Source organism: Coleofasciculus sp. G1-WW12-02, from assembly GCF_040219735.1.
In the GTDB taxonomy this organism is placed as follows: Bacteria; Cyanobacteriota; Cyanobacteriia; order Cyanobacteriales; family Coleofasciculaceae; genus Coleofasciculus.
In genome coordinates this window covers 1-19,103 of record NZ_JAVJRX010000183.1, presented here as the reverse complement: position 1 = coordinate 19,103, position 19,103 = coordinate 1, and the positions used below count along the sequence as shown (strand labels likewise).

21 protein-coding genes and 2 rRNA genes are annotated in these 19,103 nt (G+C 44.2%); 14 read left to right on the top strand and 9 right to left on the bottom strand.

The features are described from left to right. Positions 1 to 10: 10 nt before the first annotated feature. The 4 genes from RID09_RS28645 to RID09_RS28630 all read left to right on the top strand — a co-directional run bounded on the left by RID09_RS28645 (position 11) and on the right by RID09_RS28630 (position 2,310). Positions 11 to 121 (top strand): hypothetical protein, encoded by a 111-nt coding sequence (locus RID09_RS28645; RefSeq protein ID WP_446335796.1) that lies wholly within the window; start codon positions 11 to 13, stop codon positions 119 to 121. A gap of 446 nt (positions 122 to 567) precedes the next feature. Further along, complete coding sequence (locus RID09_RS28640) at positions 568 to 852, top strand: type II toxin-antitoxin system TacA family antitoxin (RefSeq protein WP_446339313.1); 285 nt, start codon at positions 568 to 570, stop codon at positions 850 to 852. After that, a complete protein-coding gene (locus tag RID09_RS28635; protein ID WP_446339312.1) occupies positions 852 to 1,370 on the top strand; it encodes a GNAT family N-acetyltransferase in 519 nt (172 codons plus the stop codon). Before RID09_RS28640 ends, RID09_RS28635 begins: the two co-directional genes overlap by 1 nt. Positions 1,371 to 1,449: 79 nt before the next feature. Beyond that, entirely contained in the window at positions 1,450 to 2,310 is an 861-nt protein-coding gene (locus RID09_RS28630; protein WP_446339311.1) for an Rpn family recombination-promoting nuclease/putative transposase, read from the top strand. Between the two features lie 241 nt (positions 2,311 to 2,551). On the opposite strand, the gene RID09_RS28625 is transcribed toward RID09_RS28630, so the two are convergent. Continuing rightward, positions 2,552 to 2,713: a hypothetical protein gene (locus RID09_RS28625; protein ID WP_446339310.1), complete on the bottom strand. Its 162-nt coding sequence runs from the start codon at positions 2,711 to 2,713 to the stop codon at positions 2,552 to 2,554. Positions 2,714 to 2,816: 103 nt separating this feature from the next. Here RID09_RS28625 and RID09_RS28620 point away from each other — a divergent pair, with 103 nt between their 5' ends. Beyond that, positions 2,817 to 3,947, top strand: coding sequence for a pentapeptide repeat-containing protein (locus RID09_RS28620; RefSeq protein ID WP_446339309.1), 1,131 nt, complete (start codon positions 2,817 to 2,819; stop codon positions 3,945 to 3,947). A gap of 38 nt (positions 3,948 to 3,985) precedes the next feature. Here RID09_RS28620 and RID09_RS28615 read toward each other — a convergent pair whose 3' ends face one another. Then, complete coding sequence (locus RID09_RS28615; protein ID WP_446339308.1) at positions 3,986 to 4,240, bottom strand: helix-turn-helix transcriptional regulator; 255 nt, start codon at positions 4,238 to 4,240, stop codon at positions 3,986 to 3,988. A gap of 23 nt (positions 4,241 to 4,263) precedes the next feature. Further along, complete coding sequence (locus RID09_RS28610) at positions 4,264 to 4,530, bottom strand: helix-turn-helix transcriptional regulator (RefSeq protein ID WP_198016536.1); 267 nt, start codon at positions 4,528 to 4,530, stop codon at positions 4,264 to 4,266. A 151-nt stretch (positions 4,531 to 4,681) separates the two neighbouring features. Between RID09_RS28610 and RID09_RS28605 the strand changes: the two genes are divergently transcribed. From RID09_RS28605 to RID09_RS28585, 5 genes are all read left to right on the top strand, one after another. Then, positions 4,682 to 4,993: a hypothetical protein gene (locus tag RID09_RS28605; RefSeq protein ID WP_446339307.1), complete on the top strand. Its 312-nt coding sequence runs from the start codon at positions 4,682 to 4,684 to the stop codon at positions 4,991 to 4,993. Further along, the gene (locus RID09_RS28600) at positions 4,990 to 5,202 is read left to right on the top strand and encodes a hypothetical protein (RefSeq protein ID WP_446339306.1); all 213 of its coding nucleotides are present in this window, start codon (positions 4,990 to 4,992) and stop codon (positions 5,200 to 5,202) included. Before RID09_RS28605 ends, RID09_RS28600 begins: the two co-directional genes overlap by 4 nt. Positions 5,203 to 5,540: 338 nt before the next feature. After that, a complete protein-coding gene (locus RID09_RS28595) occupies positions 5,541 to 5,765 on the top strand; it encodes a hypothetical protein (protein WP_446339305.1) in 225 nt (74 codons plus the stop codon). 186 nt (positions 5,766 to 5,951) lie between these two features. Next, a complete protein-coding gene (locus RID09_RS28590; RefSeq protein ID WP_446339304.1) occupies positions 5,952 to 7,469 on the top strand; it encodes an NB-ARC domain-containing protein in 1,518 nt (505 codons plus the stop codon). Between the two features lie 136 nt (positions 7,470 to 7,605). Then, positions 7,606 to 9,294, top strand: a complete 1,689-nt coding sequence (locus tag RID09_RS28585; protein ID WP_446339303.1) for an EamA family transporter — start codon at positions 7,606 to 7,608, stop codon at positions 9,292 to 9,294. 109 nt (positions 9,295 to 9,403) lie between these two features. Here RID09_RS28585 and RID09_RS28580 read toward each other — a convergent pair whose 3' ends face one another. From RID09_RS28580 to remA, 3 genes are all read right to left on the bottom strand, one after another. Then, positions 9,404 to 10,390, bottom strand: a complete 987-nt coding sequence (locus tag RID09_RS28580; protein WP_446339302.1) for a GGDEF domain-containing protein — start codon at positions 10,388 to 10,390, stop codon at positions 9,404 to 9,406. Between the two features lie 354 nt (positions 10,391 to 10,744). After that, positions 10,745 to 11,308 (bottom strand): guanylate kinase, encoded by a 564-nt coding sequence (gmk, locus tag RID09_RS28575; RefSeq protein ID WP_446339301.1) that lies wholly within the window; start codon positions 11,306 to 11,308, stop codon positions 10,745 to 10,747. Between the two features lie 15 nt (positions 11,309 to 11,323). After that, a complete protein-coding gene (gene remA / locus RID09_RS28570) occupies positions 11,324 to 11,590 on the bottom strand; it encodes an extracellular matrix/biofilm regulator RemA (protein ID WP_446339300.1) in 267 nt (88 codons plus the stop codon). 245 nt (positions 11,591 to 11,835) lie between these two features. Between remA and RID09_RS28565 the strand changes: the two genes are divergently transcribed. Then, complete coding sequence (locus RID09_RS28565; RefSeq protein ID WP_446339299.1) at positions 11,836 to 13,821, top strand: Rqc2 family fibronectin-binding protein; 1,986 nt, start codon at positions 11,836 to 11,838, stop codon at positions 13,819 to 13,821. A gap of 267 nt (positions 13,822 to 14,088) precedes the next feature. On the opposite strand, the gene rsmI is transcribed toward RID09_RS28565, so the two are convergent. Further along, positions 14,089 to 14,916: a 16S rRNA (cytidine(1402)-2'-O)-methyltransferase gene (rsmI, locus tag RID09_RS28560; RefSeq protein ID WP_446339298.1), complete on the bottom strand. Its 828-nt coding sequence runs from the start codon at positions 14,914 to 14,916 to the stop codon at positions 14,089 to 14,091. Between the two features lie 212 nt (positions 14,917 to 15,128). On the opposite strand from rsmI, the gene RID09_RS28555 reads away from it, so the two are divergent. The 3 genes from RID09_RS28555 to RID09_RS28545 are packed head-to-tail and all read left to right on the top strand — an operon-like array spanning position 15,129 to position 18,709. After that, the gene (locus RID09_RS28555) at positions 15,129 to 16,241 is read left to right on the top strand and encodes an AAA family ATPase (RefSeq protein ID WP_446339297.1); all 1,113 of its coding nucleotides are present in this window, start codon (positions 15,129 to 15,131) and stop codon (positions 16,239 to 16,241) included. A 36-nt stretch (positions 16,242 to 16,277) separates the two neighbouring features. Then, positions 16,278 to 18,098 (top strand): hypothetical protein, encoded by a 1,821-nt coding sequence (locus RID09_RS28550; RefSeq protein WP_446339296.1) that lies wholly within the window; start codon positions 16,278 to 16,280, stop codon positions 18,096 to 18,098. Positions 18,099 to 18,103: 5 nt separating this feature from the next. Next, entirely contained in the window at positions 18,104 to 18,709 is a 606-nt protein-coding gene (locus RID09_RS28545; RefSeq protein ID WP_446339295.1) for a PAP/fibrillin family protein, read from the top strand. 115 nt (positions 18,710 to 18,824) lie between these two features. On the opposite strand, the gene rrf is transcribed toward RID09_RS28545, so the two are convergent. Together rrf and RID09_RS28535 are read right to left on the bottom strand one after the other, a co-directional pair. Next, positions 18,825 to 18,942: ribosomal RNA gene (gene rrf, locus RID09_RS28540) — 5S ribosomal RNA — on the bottom strand. Between the two features lie 63 nt (positions 18,943 to 19,005). Further along, positions 19,006 to 19,103: ribosomal RNA gene (locus RID09_RS28535) — 23S ribosomal RNA — on the bottom strand; the annotation flags it as partial.

Sequence of the window (19,103 nt, the reverse complement as noted above, 5' to 3'; positions counted from 1 at the left end):
CGTCGAAGGAATTAACAATAGATTAAAGGTAATAAAACGTTGTGGTTTTGGATTTACCAATTTTTATAACTTTGAAAAAAGAGCTTTATTGTTTTGGCATTTAGTTGATAGTTTAGCATAATAAGTACCGAAGAACCCTTTAACAAAATACATGCGTCCAAGGGTACATTGGGCGTGAGACAAGAATCATAAACTATACAAAGTTTTTACGAAGATTCAAGGGGTTTAGCTGTGCTTGGATTGTTTTTGCCCAAAAAATAGCCACCATAGAGAGTATACCTGAAAATCGCACACTCTTCTCACAATTGCCGTAACCCCTGAAAAATCGTAGCTTTTTGCCAAAAAGAGGTAAAAAACGAGCAATTATGACGTTTTGTTGAGACAAGACTATGATTGAAAAATTTAAACCGTTATGGGAGAAAAAATCGTTTAAATTATCAGAACTTGACAAGTTGAGCCGAAATGACATCGAGTCAAGGGAAGCATAACAGTAGCGAAGTTTACATACGGCGATTTGCCGTATAGAATTGAAATGAAACGCCCAGTTAAAATCTCGGTTCTGTGGATATGGCTCCTGCAACGAATCCCAAATCAGTAGCACGACTAGAAGCTCGTGTCGATCCGGAAATTAAAGCGCTTTGGCAGAAAGCCGCCGATCTTGAGGGACGCACGTTGACTGACTTTGTAATTGCCAGCGTTCAGGCAGCAGCTTGCAAAGTTATCGAGCAGCATCAAACCCTCAAACTCAGTGTTGAGGATAGTGAAGCTTTTGTTAATGCGCTGCTCAACCCTCCCAAGCCTAATGATGCTTTGAAAGCGGCTGCTCAACGATATAAACAAGTTAGGGAATAATGGTTCTCAAAATTGAGCCTCTTGATAGTCGAAGGCATATCCGCTCAGACTTCTGCTGTGGGAGAGACAGTTTAGATAATTACATCCGGAAACAAGCCTCTCAAGATATTAAGCGGCGAATTGCAACTGCATTCGTTTTAATTGATGAGCCTGATACGAGCGTTTTAGCTTACTACACTCTTTCGGCTTATACGGTTGATGTTTCCGTTCTAAATGAGGACTTGGCGAAACGTTTACCTCGTTACCCTTTATTGCCAGCTACGTTGTTAGGTCGTCTGGCTGTTGATAATAGCCAACAAGGAAAGCGATTTGGCGAACTAATGTTAATAGACGCTCTTCATAAGTCATTGGATTCTACGGCGCAAGTTGCATCTCTGGCTGTAGTAGCGGAAGCTTTGGATGAGAAGGCTTTGGGGTTTTATATCAAGTATGGCTTTCAGCAGTTTAGGCAGGAACCCATGAAGCTTTATTTGTCTATGAAATCTATTGAAGCGCTTTGTAAAGGTATGGGAATTTAGATAATATATTACTAATTTACGCTCAATCGTGGACTTGATGTAAAATCAACTCGTCTAGCCCTTAACAGTGCCTGTAGCAGTGAAAACTGATTCCCTATTCTATCGACTGTTTCAAAGTGCGCCGACTATCTTTTTTGAGCTGATTGGACAGTCTCCAGCTCAAGCCCAAGGTTATGTCTTTCGCTCAGTAGAACTCAAGCAAACTGCCTTCCGCATTGATGGCGTTTTCTTACCCCCTCAGGATGTTCCCAATCCCATTGCTTACTTTGTCGAAGTTCAATTTCAAAAAGACGAGCAACTCTACCGACGCTTATTTGCAGAAGTATTTCTGTTTTTGAACCAAAATCCTCAGATTGTCGATTGGCGAGCCGTTGCCCTTTATCCAACGCGAAGTCAAGAGCCGACTGACACCCAACCTTATCGGGTTCTACTCAATAGCCCTCAGGTACAACACATCTATCTTGATGAATTGGGGGACATACAGGAGTTATCGGTAGAGGTTGGATTGGTGCGGCTCATTGTTGAACCTGAAGAACAGGCAGTGGCACAAGCGAAGCAGTTGCTCGCACGGGTACAGCAAACAGAGCCAGTGAGCTTGTCGCAAGAAGCGATAATAGAGTTAATTGAAACTATTGTGGTTTATAAATTTCCGCAATTGAGTCGGCAGGAGATTGCAGCAATGTTTGGATTGAGTGAGTTGAAGCAGACGCGAGTCTATCGGGAAGCGCTGGAGGAAGGAAGGCAACGAGAGGGAGTAGCGCTGGTTCTCCGTTTGCTCAATCGTCGAGTTGGGGTAATGAGTCCAGAACTCCAAGCAAAGGTTGAAGCGCTATCGCTGGAGCAAGTGGAAGCATTGGCCGAGGCGTTGTTGGATTTTTCTGGAGTGGAGGATTTGGTGAGTTGGTTGGATAGGCAGGGTGAGCATCCTCCAGTGGCTTGATAAAATTCTGCCCGGAGTTTAAACTCCGGGCTAATAGCTTAAGTCCACTGAAGTGGACTGGAAATTTTACCTAGTCTATGCAAGAGGACTGTTGCTACTTACAGTGGGAGTTAATTCCCCAGCTCATGAGAATGCGATCGCAGTCTTAGCCGCACTTCATTTCGAGTGAATTAATCCGCATTAGCAACTTCTTGAAGGGGTAAGGTGGGCATTGCCCACCCTACTTATAGCTTGATGAAGATTACTGGCGTGGCTTGTTTGCAGGTGGATTGCCTACAATTACCTTAACTAGGATAGCGATCACCATAATTGTCCAAAAGGTGCTGTCACCTTGAAAGGACGGAGGCGAGAGCGGTTGCGTGGGGACTTCGGTGATAGGTTGGGCTGTAGTTTGAGTTGTCATTGTATTTCCTCGAATTTATTACAGCTCAATCCTAAAGGCAAGTTCCTTTCAATCGGAAGGTTGAAAATGTGCCACGGGTTGAAATTCAACGGTTGAACTTTAGATGTACAAGCCTAAAGAAGCTAAGTTATTTGGAGCGGCTCTAAAACTATTACTGCACGAAAAAGAACTGAGCAATCGACAGTTTGCTAAGCAAGCAGGATTAGACCCTAGCTACGTGAGTAAGCTCGTCAATCCAAAGCCAGGTAAGGAAATTGCAGAACCTAGAAAAAAAACACGTCAGCAACTTGCTAAAGGCTTAGGAATTACAGAACAACAGTTATTAGAAGAAATTGCTCGATACAGTGACTTGGAAGCCGAAAAAACAATATCGTCTCCTTCTGGTTTAGCTGAAAGTGAAGAGGCGATCACTAAACCCAACCAAGAATCAGAGAAAATAGTTGGTACATTAGCAAGTGAGCCAAGCCCTGAGCAGGTAGTACTGGATCAATCTCAACCCAATCATTCTTTATCAGACCAAGAAAAAAATACTCCAGATGCGTCTCACCTAATTGGAGCCAATGCGTTTTTAGAGTACTTTTCTAAAGCAATTGAACAACTGGGGAGTAAACATATTCATGTTCGTATAGGTGCAATTTCTTATCTAGGAAAACTTGCTAAGTCTTCCCAACCAGAAGACCACTGGGCAGTTATGGAATATTTAGCTGCTTTTGTTAGGAACGCTCCTCCGAGACAAGGAGAGGCAGGTATTCCTGATGATATTCAAGAAGCGCTTACTGTTATCGGACGGCGTGACATAGAGAAAGACCCGGAAAACCAGAAACTCGATTTAATCAAGGTAAATATTGCAGGTGCAAACCTCCGTAAAGCTAATCTACAAAAAACAAACCTCTGTGAAGCTAATCTACAAAAGGCAAATTTAATAAAAGCTAATTTGCAAGGAGCATATCTTGAGAGAGCCAACTTGCAACGGGCACAGCTTGGGAGAGCCAACTTAAAGGAAGTAAACCTTGGCAATTCTAATTTGCAAGGGACAAACCTAATAGAAACTGATCTGCAAGGGGCATATCTTTTGGGAGCCAATTTGCAATGGGCAATCCTGTACAAAGCAGACCTCCAAGGTGCTTTCTTAGAGGATGCGAACCTCACAAGAACACAGATTAAAGATGCAGTCGGAGATAGCAAAACTATTCTACCAGAACATATTGAAAGACCAGCTCATTGGAATAGGTAAACTCGATGGATGACAGGAGAGGAGCTTTTATCCCTTTCCTACTCATCTCCAGATCGCGATCGCGGTGATGCCAAATCATCAGGTAAGTCATCGATACTCCAGCACAATACTCGACAGAGTGCTTTTACCTGCGGCAGAGTTAACTTCGCTTCCTTATACCGTCCTGTCTCCCAGTTGCTAACTGTCTGCACAGACACATCGACAGCCATAGCAACATCCCTTTGAGTTAGACCCAACTCATCTCTACGCTGCTTCAGGGGAGACTCTTGCTCTTGCCGTTGTTCTTCTGTCATGTTCACACAAACTATCAGATGTTTTAATCACCATCACCGTCAGGAACACCAGTGACATCTATACCTAAAGCACTACAGACCGTCTGAATTGAAACTCCTAGCTCGCGAGCCAAAGCAACTGCCCGATCCACTCTTGGCAGTTTGACCCCGTTTTCCCAGTCGTAAATCTGGCGCTCAGAAACTCCCATACGGTTTCCAAGTTCAGCTCGGGTAAGTCCCGCAGCTTCTCTGAATAGTCTTAATTGAGATTTCCCTTCGTTTGAATCAGTCATAGCGGAACTAAAATTCATGAACTTTAGCTCTTGACAAGGACAATCAACCGGAGCTAAAGTTCATGTTGTTAACAGGATATAAAGACCAGTAGGTTTAGCTGGTTCCGTCAAGTTACAGCTTAACTGGCTGGTCTTTCCCTAGTTAGTGTCTCATCTTAATCAAATATCCATGAAAAAATCCCAAGCGACCGAAGCTCATCGCGTCGCCACAGACATTGCTGCCCTAAAAACCGCCTTCAAAAAACAGGGCTACATCACCCGCAAGCGACCCAAACAAGCCGCTTGGACAATTATCCCCCTCAATCACAGAGGAACTGGCAGAAACACCGAGGAGTGCTACCTCCTAACCTACCAACCTGACCCCATCAGCGCCTGGATACTTCATCCCCAAACCAACGAACCCCAGCGCCAAACCCTCCTCAACATCATTCAACGCACATTAGCCAAACAACCTACCCTCACCGCCAATAAAGTCTCATGAGCTACAAACAACAGCTTTTCCCCTGGTGCATTATCAACCCTCTGCCCAATATGCACACCCGCATCGTCGGACGCTTTCGCTGCCGAAGTGACGCCGAGGGACACCTGCAAGTCCTCCGCCGCCTGATTCCTACCCTTTCCTTCGAGATAATGTTCGACGTGACGCCAAAAGAAACTGATTCAGAAAACAATCCAGAGACACCCCAATGACTACTCTCTTTCACCGCCTCCAACCTGCCCAGAAATTCAACCACCTCCTAACTTATTACTCCAGTAGCCAATCAAACAACTCTCCCAGAGTCAGAGTAAAATCTTTAGCAAATTTTGTTATTTGAATCATTGGGTTGGATCTATGTTAAAAAAATCTGGTTCAGCTACATATAATAGGGCACGATAGTATCGTGCCCCTACGAATGGTGCTTTAGATACCAAGCCAGCGTAACTCTTTGACTTATTACTTTTTCTTTACCACTGCTATTATGGCATCGACGCTCTAGAGTCCCCTAGCTAAACTAGAATGAGTTGAGAATTGTATACAACAGAGCAATATGGATACACCTATTCTGGATAAGCTAATTGAACAACTGAAAATGATGCCTCAAGATTTGCAGTGGCGAGTGCTTGAATTTGCCCACGCTTTAGCCAGTTCAACAATTCAAGGTGTATTCGGGCGACAATTACTATATTTCGCAGGTTCAATCCCACCCGATGATGTTAAGTTAATGCGCCAAGCAATAGAACAGGACTGTGAACAAGTTTATCTGAATAAGTGATAGATAGTTATTAGACAATAGGGGGATATAAAACACAAGTAAACCTGCATTTTTTACCAAATTAACCCATAACTAAAGTCCATGATTAATAGACAGTATAGGGATTTTAGTCCATTTTAATGGACTTGAGCTTTTAGCCAAGAACTTGAGTTCTTGGCAGATACTATCCTGACCGATCATGCTACTATGAATAACTCGCTCTGTGCATCCACAGAAGGATTAACTATTGTAGACCGAGCAAGGAAACGTCGCGGCTGGACGAAAACTAGCACCGCTTGTTGGTGGGAGGATGCACATACCTCCAGAGCGACTCTACGCCGCTTTTGGCGCGGGGAACGAATTCAACAGGATGCCTTTATTGCTATCTGTCAAGCTGTGGGTATCAGCGATTGGCAGGCGATCGCACAACTTCCCGAAAGCCTAAACCCTAATGTACCCGCACTTAAATCTCCCCTGATTGATTGGGATGAAGCACCAGATCTGGATCATTTCTATGGACGAACTCAACCGTTAAATCAGTTAGAGGAGTGGATTACTACAGACAATTGTAAACTCGTGGCAATCGTTGGCATGGGTGGGATTGGCAAAACCGCCCTCACAGTTGCTCTATGCGATCGCGTCCAGTCTGACTTTGATTGTCTCTTCTGGCGATCGCTAACTTACCAACCCTCCCTGCTAACGCTACTCGACAGTATCCTGAATACGTTTGAACCAACCGTTATTCAAGATATTCAGTCAGGAATAAGGCAACTCAGACATCATTTACAACAGCGTCGCTGTCTACTGGTACTTGATGGACTCGATTCGGTTGTGCACAAGAGAGAGGATATTGAGGACTACAGCAAATTGTTGCAATCCTTGAGCCTCAACCGCCATCAGAGTTGTATTCTAGTTACCAGTCGCGAACAACTACCTGGATTTGACGCGATCGCAGCTAACTCTAAATGGGTTCGCTGTTTAACCTTGCAAGGCTTAGAACAAGCTGATGCAATGGCATTACTGCAAGCCGGAGGATTCACCAGCAAAGAACCCGGACTATCGGCTCTGTGGCAACTGTACCGGGGTAATCCATTGGCATTGAAAACCATAATACCGCTGATTCAGTCGATTTTTGCCGGGAATGTAAACGCATTTCGCCGTCAGAATACTATCGTTGTAGGCGATCGCCTGGAAGCGTTGCTTAACCAGCAATTTGACAGGTTGTCTGAATCTGAGCTATCAATTGCCTACTGGTTAGCCATTTGGCAGGAACCAATCTCATTATGCCGATTGCAAAGCCATTTGCTCTATGCTTCTGATCTGAGTGCCGTTTTTGGAATTGCAGCTTTAGAGACGCGATCGCTCCTAGAAAAACGATTCAGCGCTGATGAACCCTCGTTTACTCTGCAACCCATGGTCATGAAAGTAGCAACAGATCGATTAATTGAGCACGCTGTTAGAGAAATTAATCAGGTTGCACAAAGCGACGATATCAGCCATCTCCAAGTCTTGAGAACCCACTGGCTGATGCGCCCCGGTACTGATGATATTGCAGGCGATCGCATTCTCTGTCAACTCCAGGAACAATTATTTCGTGTGTATGGCAATTCCCTCTCTCAATCCCTGCTGAAAATTCTCTTCCAGCTACAGGATCACTCTCCTCAAGTCGTAGGCTATGCCCGGTGTAATCTCACTACACTCGTGCAAAAATTAGATCTGGCATGAATTCCCAAAGCGGATTGGGTATAAGACCAATAAGCGGTACATTAAGAGACATCAAAAGACTTGACGCTCTACGTTTGCGTGGCTAAAATTCATCATCCGACTCAAAGCGGTGAGGTTAATCAAAGGTTAAATGCAAATGGGGCAACTAGACAATCAACCGGACAACGCGGAGAATCGAGAACAACAAGCCGCCGCCGATCTCTTGCAATCCATGACGGAGAGTATTGAAGGCATAGAGACATTGCGTCACAGTCTCATGACTCAGTTTACTCAGGAGATTGAGCGGCTACAACAAGAAAAAGCCCAGTTGACCGAGGAGATTAAAACGCTGCACGATCAACGACAGCAGCACTTGACTCAACAGCCAGAACTGGAGTCTGAGATTGCCCAAGCTTTAGCCAATCAACTGCAAGACTTACTCAGTCAGCGACTCAAACAACTCGCCCAGTCTTCAGAAACACTCTCCCTGGATCAGACGGTGGGAAATCATCAGCAAACCATCCAGGAAGTAGTCGCCTCCTTAGATAACACCCTGAGAATCACGTTTAGAACACTACAACAGGATCTCAATAGCTATCAAAGCTCAATTTCCCAACAGTTGAGCCAGATGTATAGTCTACAGGAACAAGGGTCGGTGATTCTAGAGACGCTGGTGAATCGACTCAAAGCTGAAATGCCTCCCCTATCCTCTACCCCTGAACCCCGTGCTCAAATCCCTCCCGCCGCCCCTAATCATCTAACGTTACCACCGCCTGATCCGGATGGATCTTCTCCTCCCTCTCATCAAGGTGAAATCGTCACGTCTGCGTCTCAATCACCTTTACCCGTTGTTGAACCTACCCAGTTTCAAAGACGCCCGCAAAAACAATCCACGGGGAAACAGCTGGTTGGGTTAGTGCTGGTGTTGTTATCCTTGCTAGCCATAGCATTTGAAAACGTTTTTGTCAATATTATTTTTAATGCCACAGCGAGCGCGGGAGTATCAGCACCTGTGGGTGGTTTTTGGCTGCCGACCCTAGGGAATGCTTTACTGGTACTATGGTCACGCATGTTGGTGGTTGTACCGATGGCGGCAATTTTGAGTTGGGGGTTTTATCCGGGGGTGTGGCGAGATATTCAGCAGGTTGTGCGATCGCGCAATTGGGGTTTATTCGGTACTCTCGTATGTAGTGGGTTTTCGGTATTCTTATCCAAAGTATTGCTGTATTGGGCATTAGGAATCATTGCGCCCGGTGTGGCTGTGATTATTTTCTTTATCTATCCCATCGTGCTGTTGCTATTGAGCGATCGCTTCAATCGATGGAGTCATTTCATTCCCTTCGCTATAGTGATTGCTGGGTTTGTGCTGACGACTTTACCCAGTGGTAGCGGGGAACTGTCACCATTCGGTGTTACCCTGGCATCAGGATCAGCGATCGCCTTTGCACTGCATTTGATGTTTATGCAAAACCTGGCAAAACAGCTTCATCCGATGCCAATTTTGTTGCTGAACTTAGCCATCGTCCTGATATTTTCCGCCTTGGGTGTAATGATATCCTTCCCAGCATCGTGGGGTTTGGTCTATGCGCCGAGTTTGGGGTCAAATCTAATGATTAGTGGTTTGGTTTTAGGCGGTGTTACTCTGATTAGTTATGTCTTCAACACCATGGGAATGAAGAGAGTTGGTGCAGCTAGTGCTTCGGTTTTGGGGGCTACCTTACCTGTGTTAACGGCATTGTTGGCTTGGATTTTGATTCAGAGTCCATTAACGGTTTCTCAAATTGTGGGTATGGTGCTGGTAACGATAGGAGTGGCAGCTTTAAGCATTTTAACCATTGTGCGGTAAGCGAAGCTATCCCGTAGGGAATCGCCCCATCCCAGAAGCAGGGAAACAATGTAGAGACGTGCCATGGCACGTCTCTAAGTAACGTTTGAATTTTGACCTCCATTTGAGCTCAGGATGCTGTGACAACGCGATCACGTCCTCCGGCGATCGCCAGATTTAGGGCTATCTGAGCCGCTTGCAGAACTTCCTTCGCCGTTTTACCATGTTCAGCAAAACTGGCTACCCCTACAGAAATTGTCACAGAACCCAGGGATTGACCCCGATATTCTAAACTGAGTTGCTCAATTCTCTGTCGCATTTGTTCGGCGCGTCGTTGGGTGACGGCTAACGCAGCTTCTGGCAATAATAGGAGAAATTGTTGACCGCCGTAACGACAGGCAATATCAGATGTCCGAATTTGGCTGGGCAATAAAAAACCAATCTCGCGTAACAGAAAATCAGCCATGGCTTGCCCAAATCTGTCATTTAACTGTTCCATCCCATCAATTTCCAATAAAATCACCCCGATAGGCTGGGGTTTACGTTGAGACTTGCGGATCTCTCGTTCCAAGCATTCTTCTAGATACCGTCGGTTATAAAGCTTTGTCAGCGGATCTCGAAACGTCTGGGTTTGCAGAGTTTCTCGGAGTTTTAAGTTGGCTAATGCCAAGCCAATATGCTTCGCCACTTTCTCCGCTAATTGTCGAGTTTGGGCAATTCGCCCCCGTTGGAGGGAACTGACGGACAACAAACCCACCGCTTCTCCATGGGTAATCATGGGAACACAAAAGGTTTCCACGGCGGGAGAATTAGCGCGAATATGCTGGCAGTTTAAGCAATAATGGGTATCATCGACCAAATGAGCCTGTCCACGTCGTAATGCTAGGCATTCGTGGGGCGAAAAGACTGAATCGCTCGTCAAGGGGATAGAACCCCAAGTCGCGATCGCCTCCAGTAAGTTTTTTGATGAGTTCATCACAAAAATCGCCCCAATCTCATGGGGAAAAAGTTGTCGAACTAAGGGTTCAATGGTTTTACATGCCTCTTCCACCGAATAACTCGATTGAAGTAAATCAATCAATTGTTCTAGTACAGGGGTATTTAATTGGCTTTGCATGCTTACGTGCGGTTTTAAACGGTGAGATGTCGTGATGCCCCTGATATCGGTTCTTCTATACTGGCATGACTGGTCTGTTGAAGCCACTCATCCGGTACGTTAGCTGGTTTAGCGTAGGGTTGACTACACAGGTAAGCTTGCCTTTCCCTGAAATCCGTTGTGGCGGCTGAAGCCCTGGATCATTGATAAAAGTCAATCGATTAAAAATTTAACGGGAATCAGCATGAGAACAAATACCACAACTCGACGCTGAAGCTTGTCAAGTTTTTTCAGTTGCTCAAGGGCAGGCATAAAAAGCATTGCCTGTAGTCAACTAAATTGAAAACCCCTGTAAACTGATCGGTTGATTACGAATTACGAATTCTGAGGAAAGATAGCCGCTTCCAGACTGACAAGAGCATCTTCCAGGTTGTCATTGACAATTTGCAGATCAAATTCATCCGCCGCCTCGATTTCAGCCTTGGCGCGTTCCAGGCGTCGCGCGATCGCATCCTCGCTATCCTGACCCCGCCGACGAATGCGCTGTTCGAGTTCTGCCACATTGGGGGGCACAATAAAAATACGTAAGGCGGTGGGAAAGGTTTGTTGAATTTGCCTTGCTCCCTCTAGTTCAATTTCTAAGAGAACAGACTCACCCCGTTGAATATGCTGTTCCACGGGTTTGCGGGGTGTACCATAATAATTTCCCGCATATTCTGCCCATTCTAATAACTCATTGGCGGTTACCATCTCCTGAAACCTATCCCGACTGACAAAATAATAATGCTGTCCCTGCACTTCGCTGGGACGCGGTGAACGGGTGGTGGTGGAAATCGATAGATACAGTTGCGGGTGTCGCTTTAAAAGTAAACGGACTAGAGTTCCTTTCCCCACGCCAGAAGGACCCGTTATTACAATAAGTCTGCCTGGTTTGCTCATCGGTTCCTTGTCGAATTAATTATGGTTAGTTGCTCCATCTTTGCCAATGACAAAGCGATGAGCAACCGTTTCCGGTTGAATCGCTGATAAAATAACATGACTAGAATCGGTAACGATGACGGCTCGAGTGCGCCGCCCATAGGTCGCATCAATCAGTTGCCCGCGATCACGGGCATCTGTAATGATACGCTTAATAGGGGCAGACTCTGGAGAAACGATTGCCACGACACGATTTGCCGAAACAATGTTACCAAAACCGATATTGATCAGTTGAATGTCCATGAAAAATTAACGGCAAAAGCCGCCTGAGGAGCGATTACGAGGGATTTGATTACAATGTTATCTACAAAAATTTAGGCTTACAAGGTTAAATCGCACAGAAAACCCTGATTTTCGGGTTTACCCGAAAAAAAGATTAGATTTGCTTGACATAAATTCGGCTTACTTGTCATCTGCTATTAAGTAGATACTCAGACGACAACGGACGCTTTCTTTGCACCAAACACCGTTACCAAGACAGAATCGGCATGCAACAGGTTGACTTTACGACCTTAACAGCAGCTTGTACACAGTTACAAGCTGGTTGGATACCAGGACGACTTGAACAAGTTTATCAGCGCGATCGCTATACCATTGCTCTATGCTTGCGAACGCTTCAAGGTAGAGGATGGCTGACAGTGGCTTGGCATCCCCAAGCCGCCCGAATTTGCTTGAGTGATCCGCCGCCTCGAATACCCGATACATTTACGTTTAGTGACCAACTGCGACATCAGTTAAATGGGTTGGCGCTGGTAGGGATTCAGTTCATTGCCCCTTGGGAGAGGGTGTTAGATTTGCAATTTGCCCGACGTCCCGGAGATCCGATTCTCTGGCATCTGTATGTGGAAATTATGGGTAAATATAGTAACGTTATTCTTACAGACGCTAAAAATATCATCGTCACAGCCGCCCATCAAGTTGGTCCCCAGCAATCCAGCGTCCGTCCCATTCAAACCGGTCAGCCTTACGAACATCCGCCGGCTTTGTTGGGTAATCTGCCCAGTTTGAGTGAGTCTCAAGAGCGTTGGCAGGAACGAGTTAGCTTAGTTCCAGGAGCGTTAAAACGGCAATTACTCAAGAGTTATCGGGGATTAAGTCCAGCACTGGTGCGTTCCATGATCCAAGCTGCCGATTTAGATCCCGAAGGGTCAACTGAAAGTTTAGGAACACAGCATTGGCAACGGCTGTTTCAGCGCTGGCAAGAATGGCTATGGGCGCTGGAGGATTGGGGAGCCGAGGTGCAGGGAACCAGAGTTGTAGGGGCGGGTTTTACAGATAACGTTTTGGAGAAAACTGATAACTTAACTAAACCCGCCCTTGTTGGGGAAGATGGGGTTGTAGGGGCGGGTTTTACGGATAACGTTTTGGAGAGAACTGATAACTTAACTAAACCCGCCCTTGTTGGGGAAGATGGGGGCGGGTTTAGTAACATTAGAGTGACAACAAATGATAATAGTGAAAAGAGCCCCTACAAACTCAAACCGGGTTGGACAGACGATGGATACAATGTTTTAGGTTGGGGTGTGGTTAAATCGGCTCCAACTGTCCAGGTTTTACTGCATCGTTACTATACTGACCAACTCAATCGACAAGAGTTTAGCCGACTGCATAACCAATTGCTCCAGAAGGTCAACAGTTTTTTAGTGCGATCGCGCTCCAAGGCGTTAGGCTTTGAACAACGGTTACAGCAATCGGAACAAGCGGATGAGTATCGTCAACAAGCTGACTTATTGATGGCGCATCTGCAAGATTGGCAACCGGGAATGAACCAGATGACGGTTCTGGACTTTGAAACCAATCAGCCATTGACGATTTCCTTAGATCCTGAAAAAAATGCGGTGCAAAATGCTCAAGCCCTCTATAAACGTCATCAAAAGCTGAAACGGGCGCGTCTGGCGGTTGTGCCTTTACTACAAGAGGTGCAAGCGGAAGTTGAGTATTTGGAACAGGTTGAGGCGTCTTTAGTTCAGATTGATCGCTACACCACGCCGGAAGATTTGCAGGCGTTACAGGAAATCCGCGAGGAGTTGATTGGACAAGGCTATTTGGATGTTCGGGATCAGCGTAGTCGTGATGTGACTGAAGCCTCGGAACCGTACCGATATCGCACACCGAGTGGGTTTGAATTGTTAATTGGTCGTAACAATCGCCAAAATGACCAGCTCACGTTTCGCAAGGCTGGGGATTATGACTTGTGGTTTCATACCCAAGAGATTGCTGGGAGTCATGTTTTATTACGGTTAGATCCGGGGGCTGTGGCAGATGAGGCGGATCTCCAGTTTGCCGCTGACCTAGCTGCTCATTATAGTCGAGGTCGTCAGAGTGATGTGGTGCCGGTGGTGTATACTGAGCCGAAGCATGTCTATAAGCCCAAGGGTGCTAAACCGGGGATGGCGATTTATAAGCGAGAACGGATATTGTGGGGGCGTCCTCAACAAGCTGAACACTATCGGACGGCAGATATTTCTGGATAAAAATGTAAAGTTTGATAAAAAACGTATTCTCTGTTACGATAAAAACATGAAGAAATCTTAAGCTGCACGCTTGGGAACGGGCAGCATATTTCCTCCCAGAACGACAACGAAACTAGTAGCACAAAAAAGACCATCTGTCAAGTTGATGGTCTTTTTCAGTTTTCATTGGTCATTCGTCCTTCGTCAACCTTTAACGATAGTGCCATTTGATCAAGACATACCGTAGGGTGGGCAATGCCCACCAGCCTTAATTCAGCGCCATTCTACTTACGGTAATGAGAGTGCCATTTGATAAAGGTTGCGTCGCGGCAGATTGGTGAGGTGAGATAATTGACGGGCGGCTTGCGATCGCGAAAGTCCTTGGTTAATCAGTTGGCTGAGTTCGGCTTTGAGGGTGGCTTCCGAGAGGACGGGGGATTCAGGGGGTGCGCCAGCAAGGATAAGGGTAAATTCACCTTTGGGTTCGTGGTCGGTGTAGTATGCGATCGCGTCTTCAATGGTGCCTCGCCAGAATTGTTCGTGTAATTTGGTTAACTCCCGCGCTAGGACGATTTGACGGGAAGGACTAAAGATGTTGGCGAAATCTTCCAGGGTTTGCTGGAGGCGGTAGGGCGATTCGTAAAAAATTAAGGTTCTCGATTCAGCCGCTAACACCTCTAACCGTTGTTGGCGTTCTTGTCCACTAGCAGGTAAAAAGCCTTCAAACACAAATCGATCTGTGGGGAGTCCAGAAGCGCTGAGGGCGGTGATTCCCGCCGTAGCACCGGGGATGGGGATAACTGGAATTCCAGCTTCTATAGCAGCCTGGACGAGTTCATAACCGGGATCAGATATACTGGGCATTCCCGCATCCGTAACCAGGGCGATAGTTTTTCCTGTGGTTAACTGATTCAGCAATTCAGGTAGACGCTGCTGGCGATTGTGCTGGTGGTAACTGATTTGGTTGGTTTTAATTTGAAAATGCTGCAACAGTTTTCCCGTGTGGCGGGTATCTTCGGCGGCGATAGTATCGACGGTTTGTAAGATGCGTATCGCCCGAAAGGTCATATCTTCTAGGTTGCCAATTGGCGTCCCGACAACATACAGTGTCCCCATTAGTCTAATTTGATACCTGCTGACCTTGTTACTCTAGCTTTTTTTTGGGCTAGAATCGACAAAGACATTTTGAGTCGAAGTTACCAGAGGTGGGTAATCATGGCTCCGATATACTGGCGAAGTATTTTATGGAGTGCGTAGCGGCGGTTTTGGTTCTAGGGAAAGATTAGACAGACGGCTAATTTATTTTTTCAGAACCTTATTTGGAGATTATGGGAAATTCAGTCAAACCAATCCAAAAAATTCTTTTTGGCAGTCCCGGTACGGGTAAAAGTTATCAGCTGCGCCAGATTGCCAAGCATCAACTAGGTATAAAACTTGATGAAGATACCAAAAGTCTAGAGAATACGGTTAAAACTGTATTTCATCCTGAATATACTTATTCTGATTTTATGGGCAAGTTATTGCCATACACTTATGGTAATTCTGTAGCTTACAAGTATTACCCCGGACATTTCCTACAGGCATTGGGTAAAGCATATCGAGGTTTAATTGACAATTCCGAAGAAAAATATCTATTAGTAATTGATGAATTGAATCGAGGAAATGCTGCTGCTATTTTCGGATCAATATTTCAGTTATTAGATAGAGAAGATGATGGCTGGTCAACTTATGATGTAGATATATCTGAGTTGGAACTGGTCGGTTTGTTTAATGCCATGGACTATAAAGCTAATATTACAGTTGATAGAGAGATACAGGTAAAAGGTTCAACATTGGAAAATTTTGTATTATATGAATTGGAAAATAAATTAAGCAGCAATTCTGAGGATAGGGATAGAGTAAGAAGGTTGAAAAACTTAAAGGATCATAAAATTAGCCTTCCTCCTAATTTATCCATTCTTGCTACCATCAATACCTCTGATGAGTCAATTTACTATCTAGACAGTGCTTTTAAGAGACGTTGGGATTGGGAGTATGTGGAGGCTCCTAGTGAGGCTGACATAACAAATAAGAACGTACCAGATATAATATCAAAAGCAACTTTGGAACTAGATAATGGTGAGCATCTAAAGTGGTATCGATGTATTGTAGGAATCAATAAATTTATAAAATCCCATTATTCAAGTATTAGAAGAGTAGAAGATAAACAAATTGGTTGGTGGTTTATTAAGCCTAATGATGGAAAAGTTTCGCTGGATCAAGTAAAAGATAAAGTCATGTTCTATTTGTGGGATAGTGTATTTGCCAGAGACAAAAGACCTTTAGGAAAAGTTTTCACAGAATCATTGAGTGACACAAACTTAACGACTTATGCCGATTTTGTAATGCATACCAAAAAATTTATAAAATATATGCATGATAGTGTAACTGCTTTAGAGTAGAAAGATGAGTTAGACGATATCCCATTTTTTTGAATAATGATAGATTTTAAAGAACTGCAATTAGAGGTTAATGAAACCTATTCGTTTGTAGGTATAAAAAGACGAAAGTTCCAGCTAATCTTCTGCTTGCCTAAAGGATTTGATCCAAGCTTGTTTACTACTTACGACAGCAAGCGAGACTTTTTTTTTCAGTTTTATAAGGTATTGAATCATTTTAAAGAAATTTGCCTCCAGAAAGATTATCTTAAAGCTGATATCAAAACTCAGGATAGGGATGGTGTAATCAGAAATCAGGGAAGTATTCAGCGAATCAGTTTACCTGATGTTGAGATAGAAGAGAATATCTTTTACTCGAAGTTATATCTGATTGATTCTATTCTCAACGCTTATGATGAGCTTAAAATATTGTCTTTGGCTGATAGGTTGGGAAAATCGGAGAAAATAGACTACAGCAAACTGCATTTATTTCTACACCATGCGGTGTATCTGGATAACGGCGCAGCATATATTGATGCTATGACATTACCCCGGCAGATGGTGCATTACCAGTCCACTGATATCGTTGGTATGTACTGCTATATCCTGGTAGAGGTTAAGCAGCAGTTGCATGAAGAAGTTAGCGGTGAAGTTACTGCTTTAGCCGAACGGTTTAAGCACAAGTATATTGATGCCGAGTCTGGCTTATTTCATGATGAGTCTAGCAGTCAAACGGTTGATAGTCTTAAAAACGCACTGGAATTAATTGATAGAAACACTGCCCTTAAAGATACAGATTACTGGTATTTTTATGATGCAATTGAGTTATTTTTGCATGGGGAGCTATCCCAACCTGATAAAGGAGAAATTTGGGGAATAGAGAACTTTTATAGCGTTTGGGAGTCGATGTGCCTGACGTACTTAGCAAAGACAGTATCACCCGAATATATTTTGCACTTAGATACCAGATTTCTCTCTAATGATGTAGCGTCATTAGCTACTAGTAATACCAAGATAGTGGATCTAGCTAATGCCTTTAGTATTAATGGTAGGCGATTAGTACCAGATGCGGTTGTATTTTCTACTGGTTTCCATGAATTTAGGCGTGAAGAAAAAAATACTTATTTCTTAAAATTAACAAAAAAGACATGGGATGACTTAACCTATAAAACTACATTCAATTGTGCGTTACCTGATGATTCTGAAGTTGAATTAAAAATAGCCTATGAAGGTCAACCTACATATCACCATACTTTTGAAGAGTTAGAAAAAGTTTATAACACTCAAAACAAACAACTCATTATTAATTTCCAATTACCTAGCAATTTTTATTCTTTTTGGGAAATAGATATTAAACAGTTAAGTTTCAAATCGCTAGATATGATGTTTAGGCTAAATCACGTTTTTTACGTGGCTTTAAATAAAGCCATCTTTACTCCCAATCAATTTGAGAAATTTTTGTTTGATGAGTTTGGTTTTAATCAAAACAATGTCTTTAATAACTCCTTGTTTAGACGTAAAACAATATTTTTAACAAGCCAAGAATTAATTGATGGATTTACAAATTTTTGCAACAAAGTATGCTCTTTGAAAGTGATTGATATAAAATACTTATCCCTAGCCTACTGTCGCGATATTAAGAATCGCCGTTCTTTTAAAGAAGAAAGTATCAGAAAACAATTTGTCTATGAATATCTATTGCAGCAATTTTTTGGTGGCAATGATAGTTTTAAGGATTTAGAGATTAAGAGTGAGTTCTGGATACCTTCCTATCAAAATGATTCGGGGATATTCAAGGAAGTTGAGCCAGAGTACCTAGAGGGATATATTAGTTTAAAAAATATAAATTTTGCCGCTATTGCTAATAGCTACTTAGATTAGCCGAAATGTCATCAACAAAAACACAACTCCTGCAACGAATAGAAGCATTGGGGCTACAGCAAGCCCTCTTTCCCGCAAATGGAGAGCCAATTAATGAAATTGTATACCAGCTCGAAAACCTCAATCCCATTCCCAACCCACTCCACCCCAATTCTCTCCCCTCTCTACTCGGTAACTGGGAATTGATCTACGCCTCAAGAGGAACCGTTGTTACCCGCCAGCTTGCATCAATTCCCGATTTGGGGGGAACCCTAAAAATCAAACGGGTGTGGCAAACGTTAGTTGCAGGTGATACCCAGAAAATCTGTGCCTCTAACGGCGCATTTCTAGACTTACCTCTGCTAGGAGAGTGGCGGTTACAAGCTGATGGCGTTTGGACGTGGGATACTCCCGATCGCACTGCCAATGTTACCTTTAATGCCTTCTCCCTGCAAGCAACCAAACCCTTTAATCTGGAAAACTGGAGCCTTCCTGAATTAAAAATCCCAGTCTGGGAATTCTTCCGCAATCAGGCTTTATGGACAACCTCCTACCTCGATCCAGAAATCAGGGTGGGGCGAGGTGCAACAGGCAATCTGTTTGTATTTCGTCGTCGCGATCGCTTTTCGTAAAAAATTAAGGTTCTAGATTCAGTCACTAACAACTCTAGTCGTTGTTGGCGTTCTTACCCAAACAATAAAGCCCTCTTTTTTTGAATAAAAGAGGGCTTTATTAATAAAATGAGAAGTCTGGCATCGAGCTATTTTCCCAGGGGGCTACCCCCAAAGTATCTTCGCCGCAGCAACGTTTCACAGCCGAGTTCGGGATGGGTTCGGAGTGGTGCCATTGCGCCAGAGACACCAGACAAGATTGTGGTTCTAATTCGTTGAGAGAAGAACCCTCAAGACTGCACAGCGAGAGAATATAGAAGGTCAAGCCCTCGGTCGGTTAGTACGTCTCGGCTGCACTCATTACTGAGCTTCCACCTGACGCCTAAGAACAGGTGTTCTTCCTGTGACCTTACCT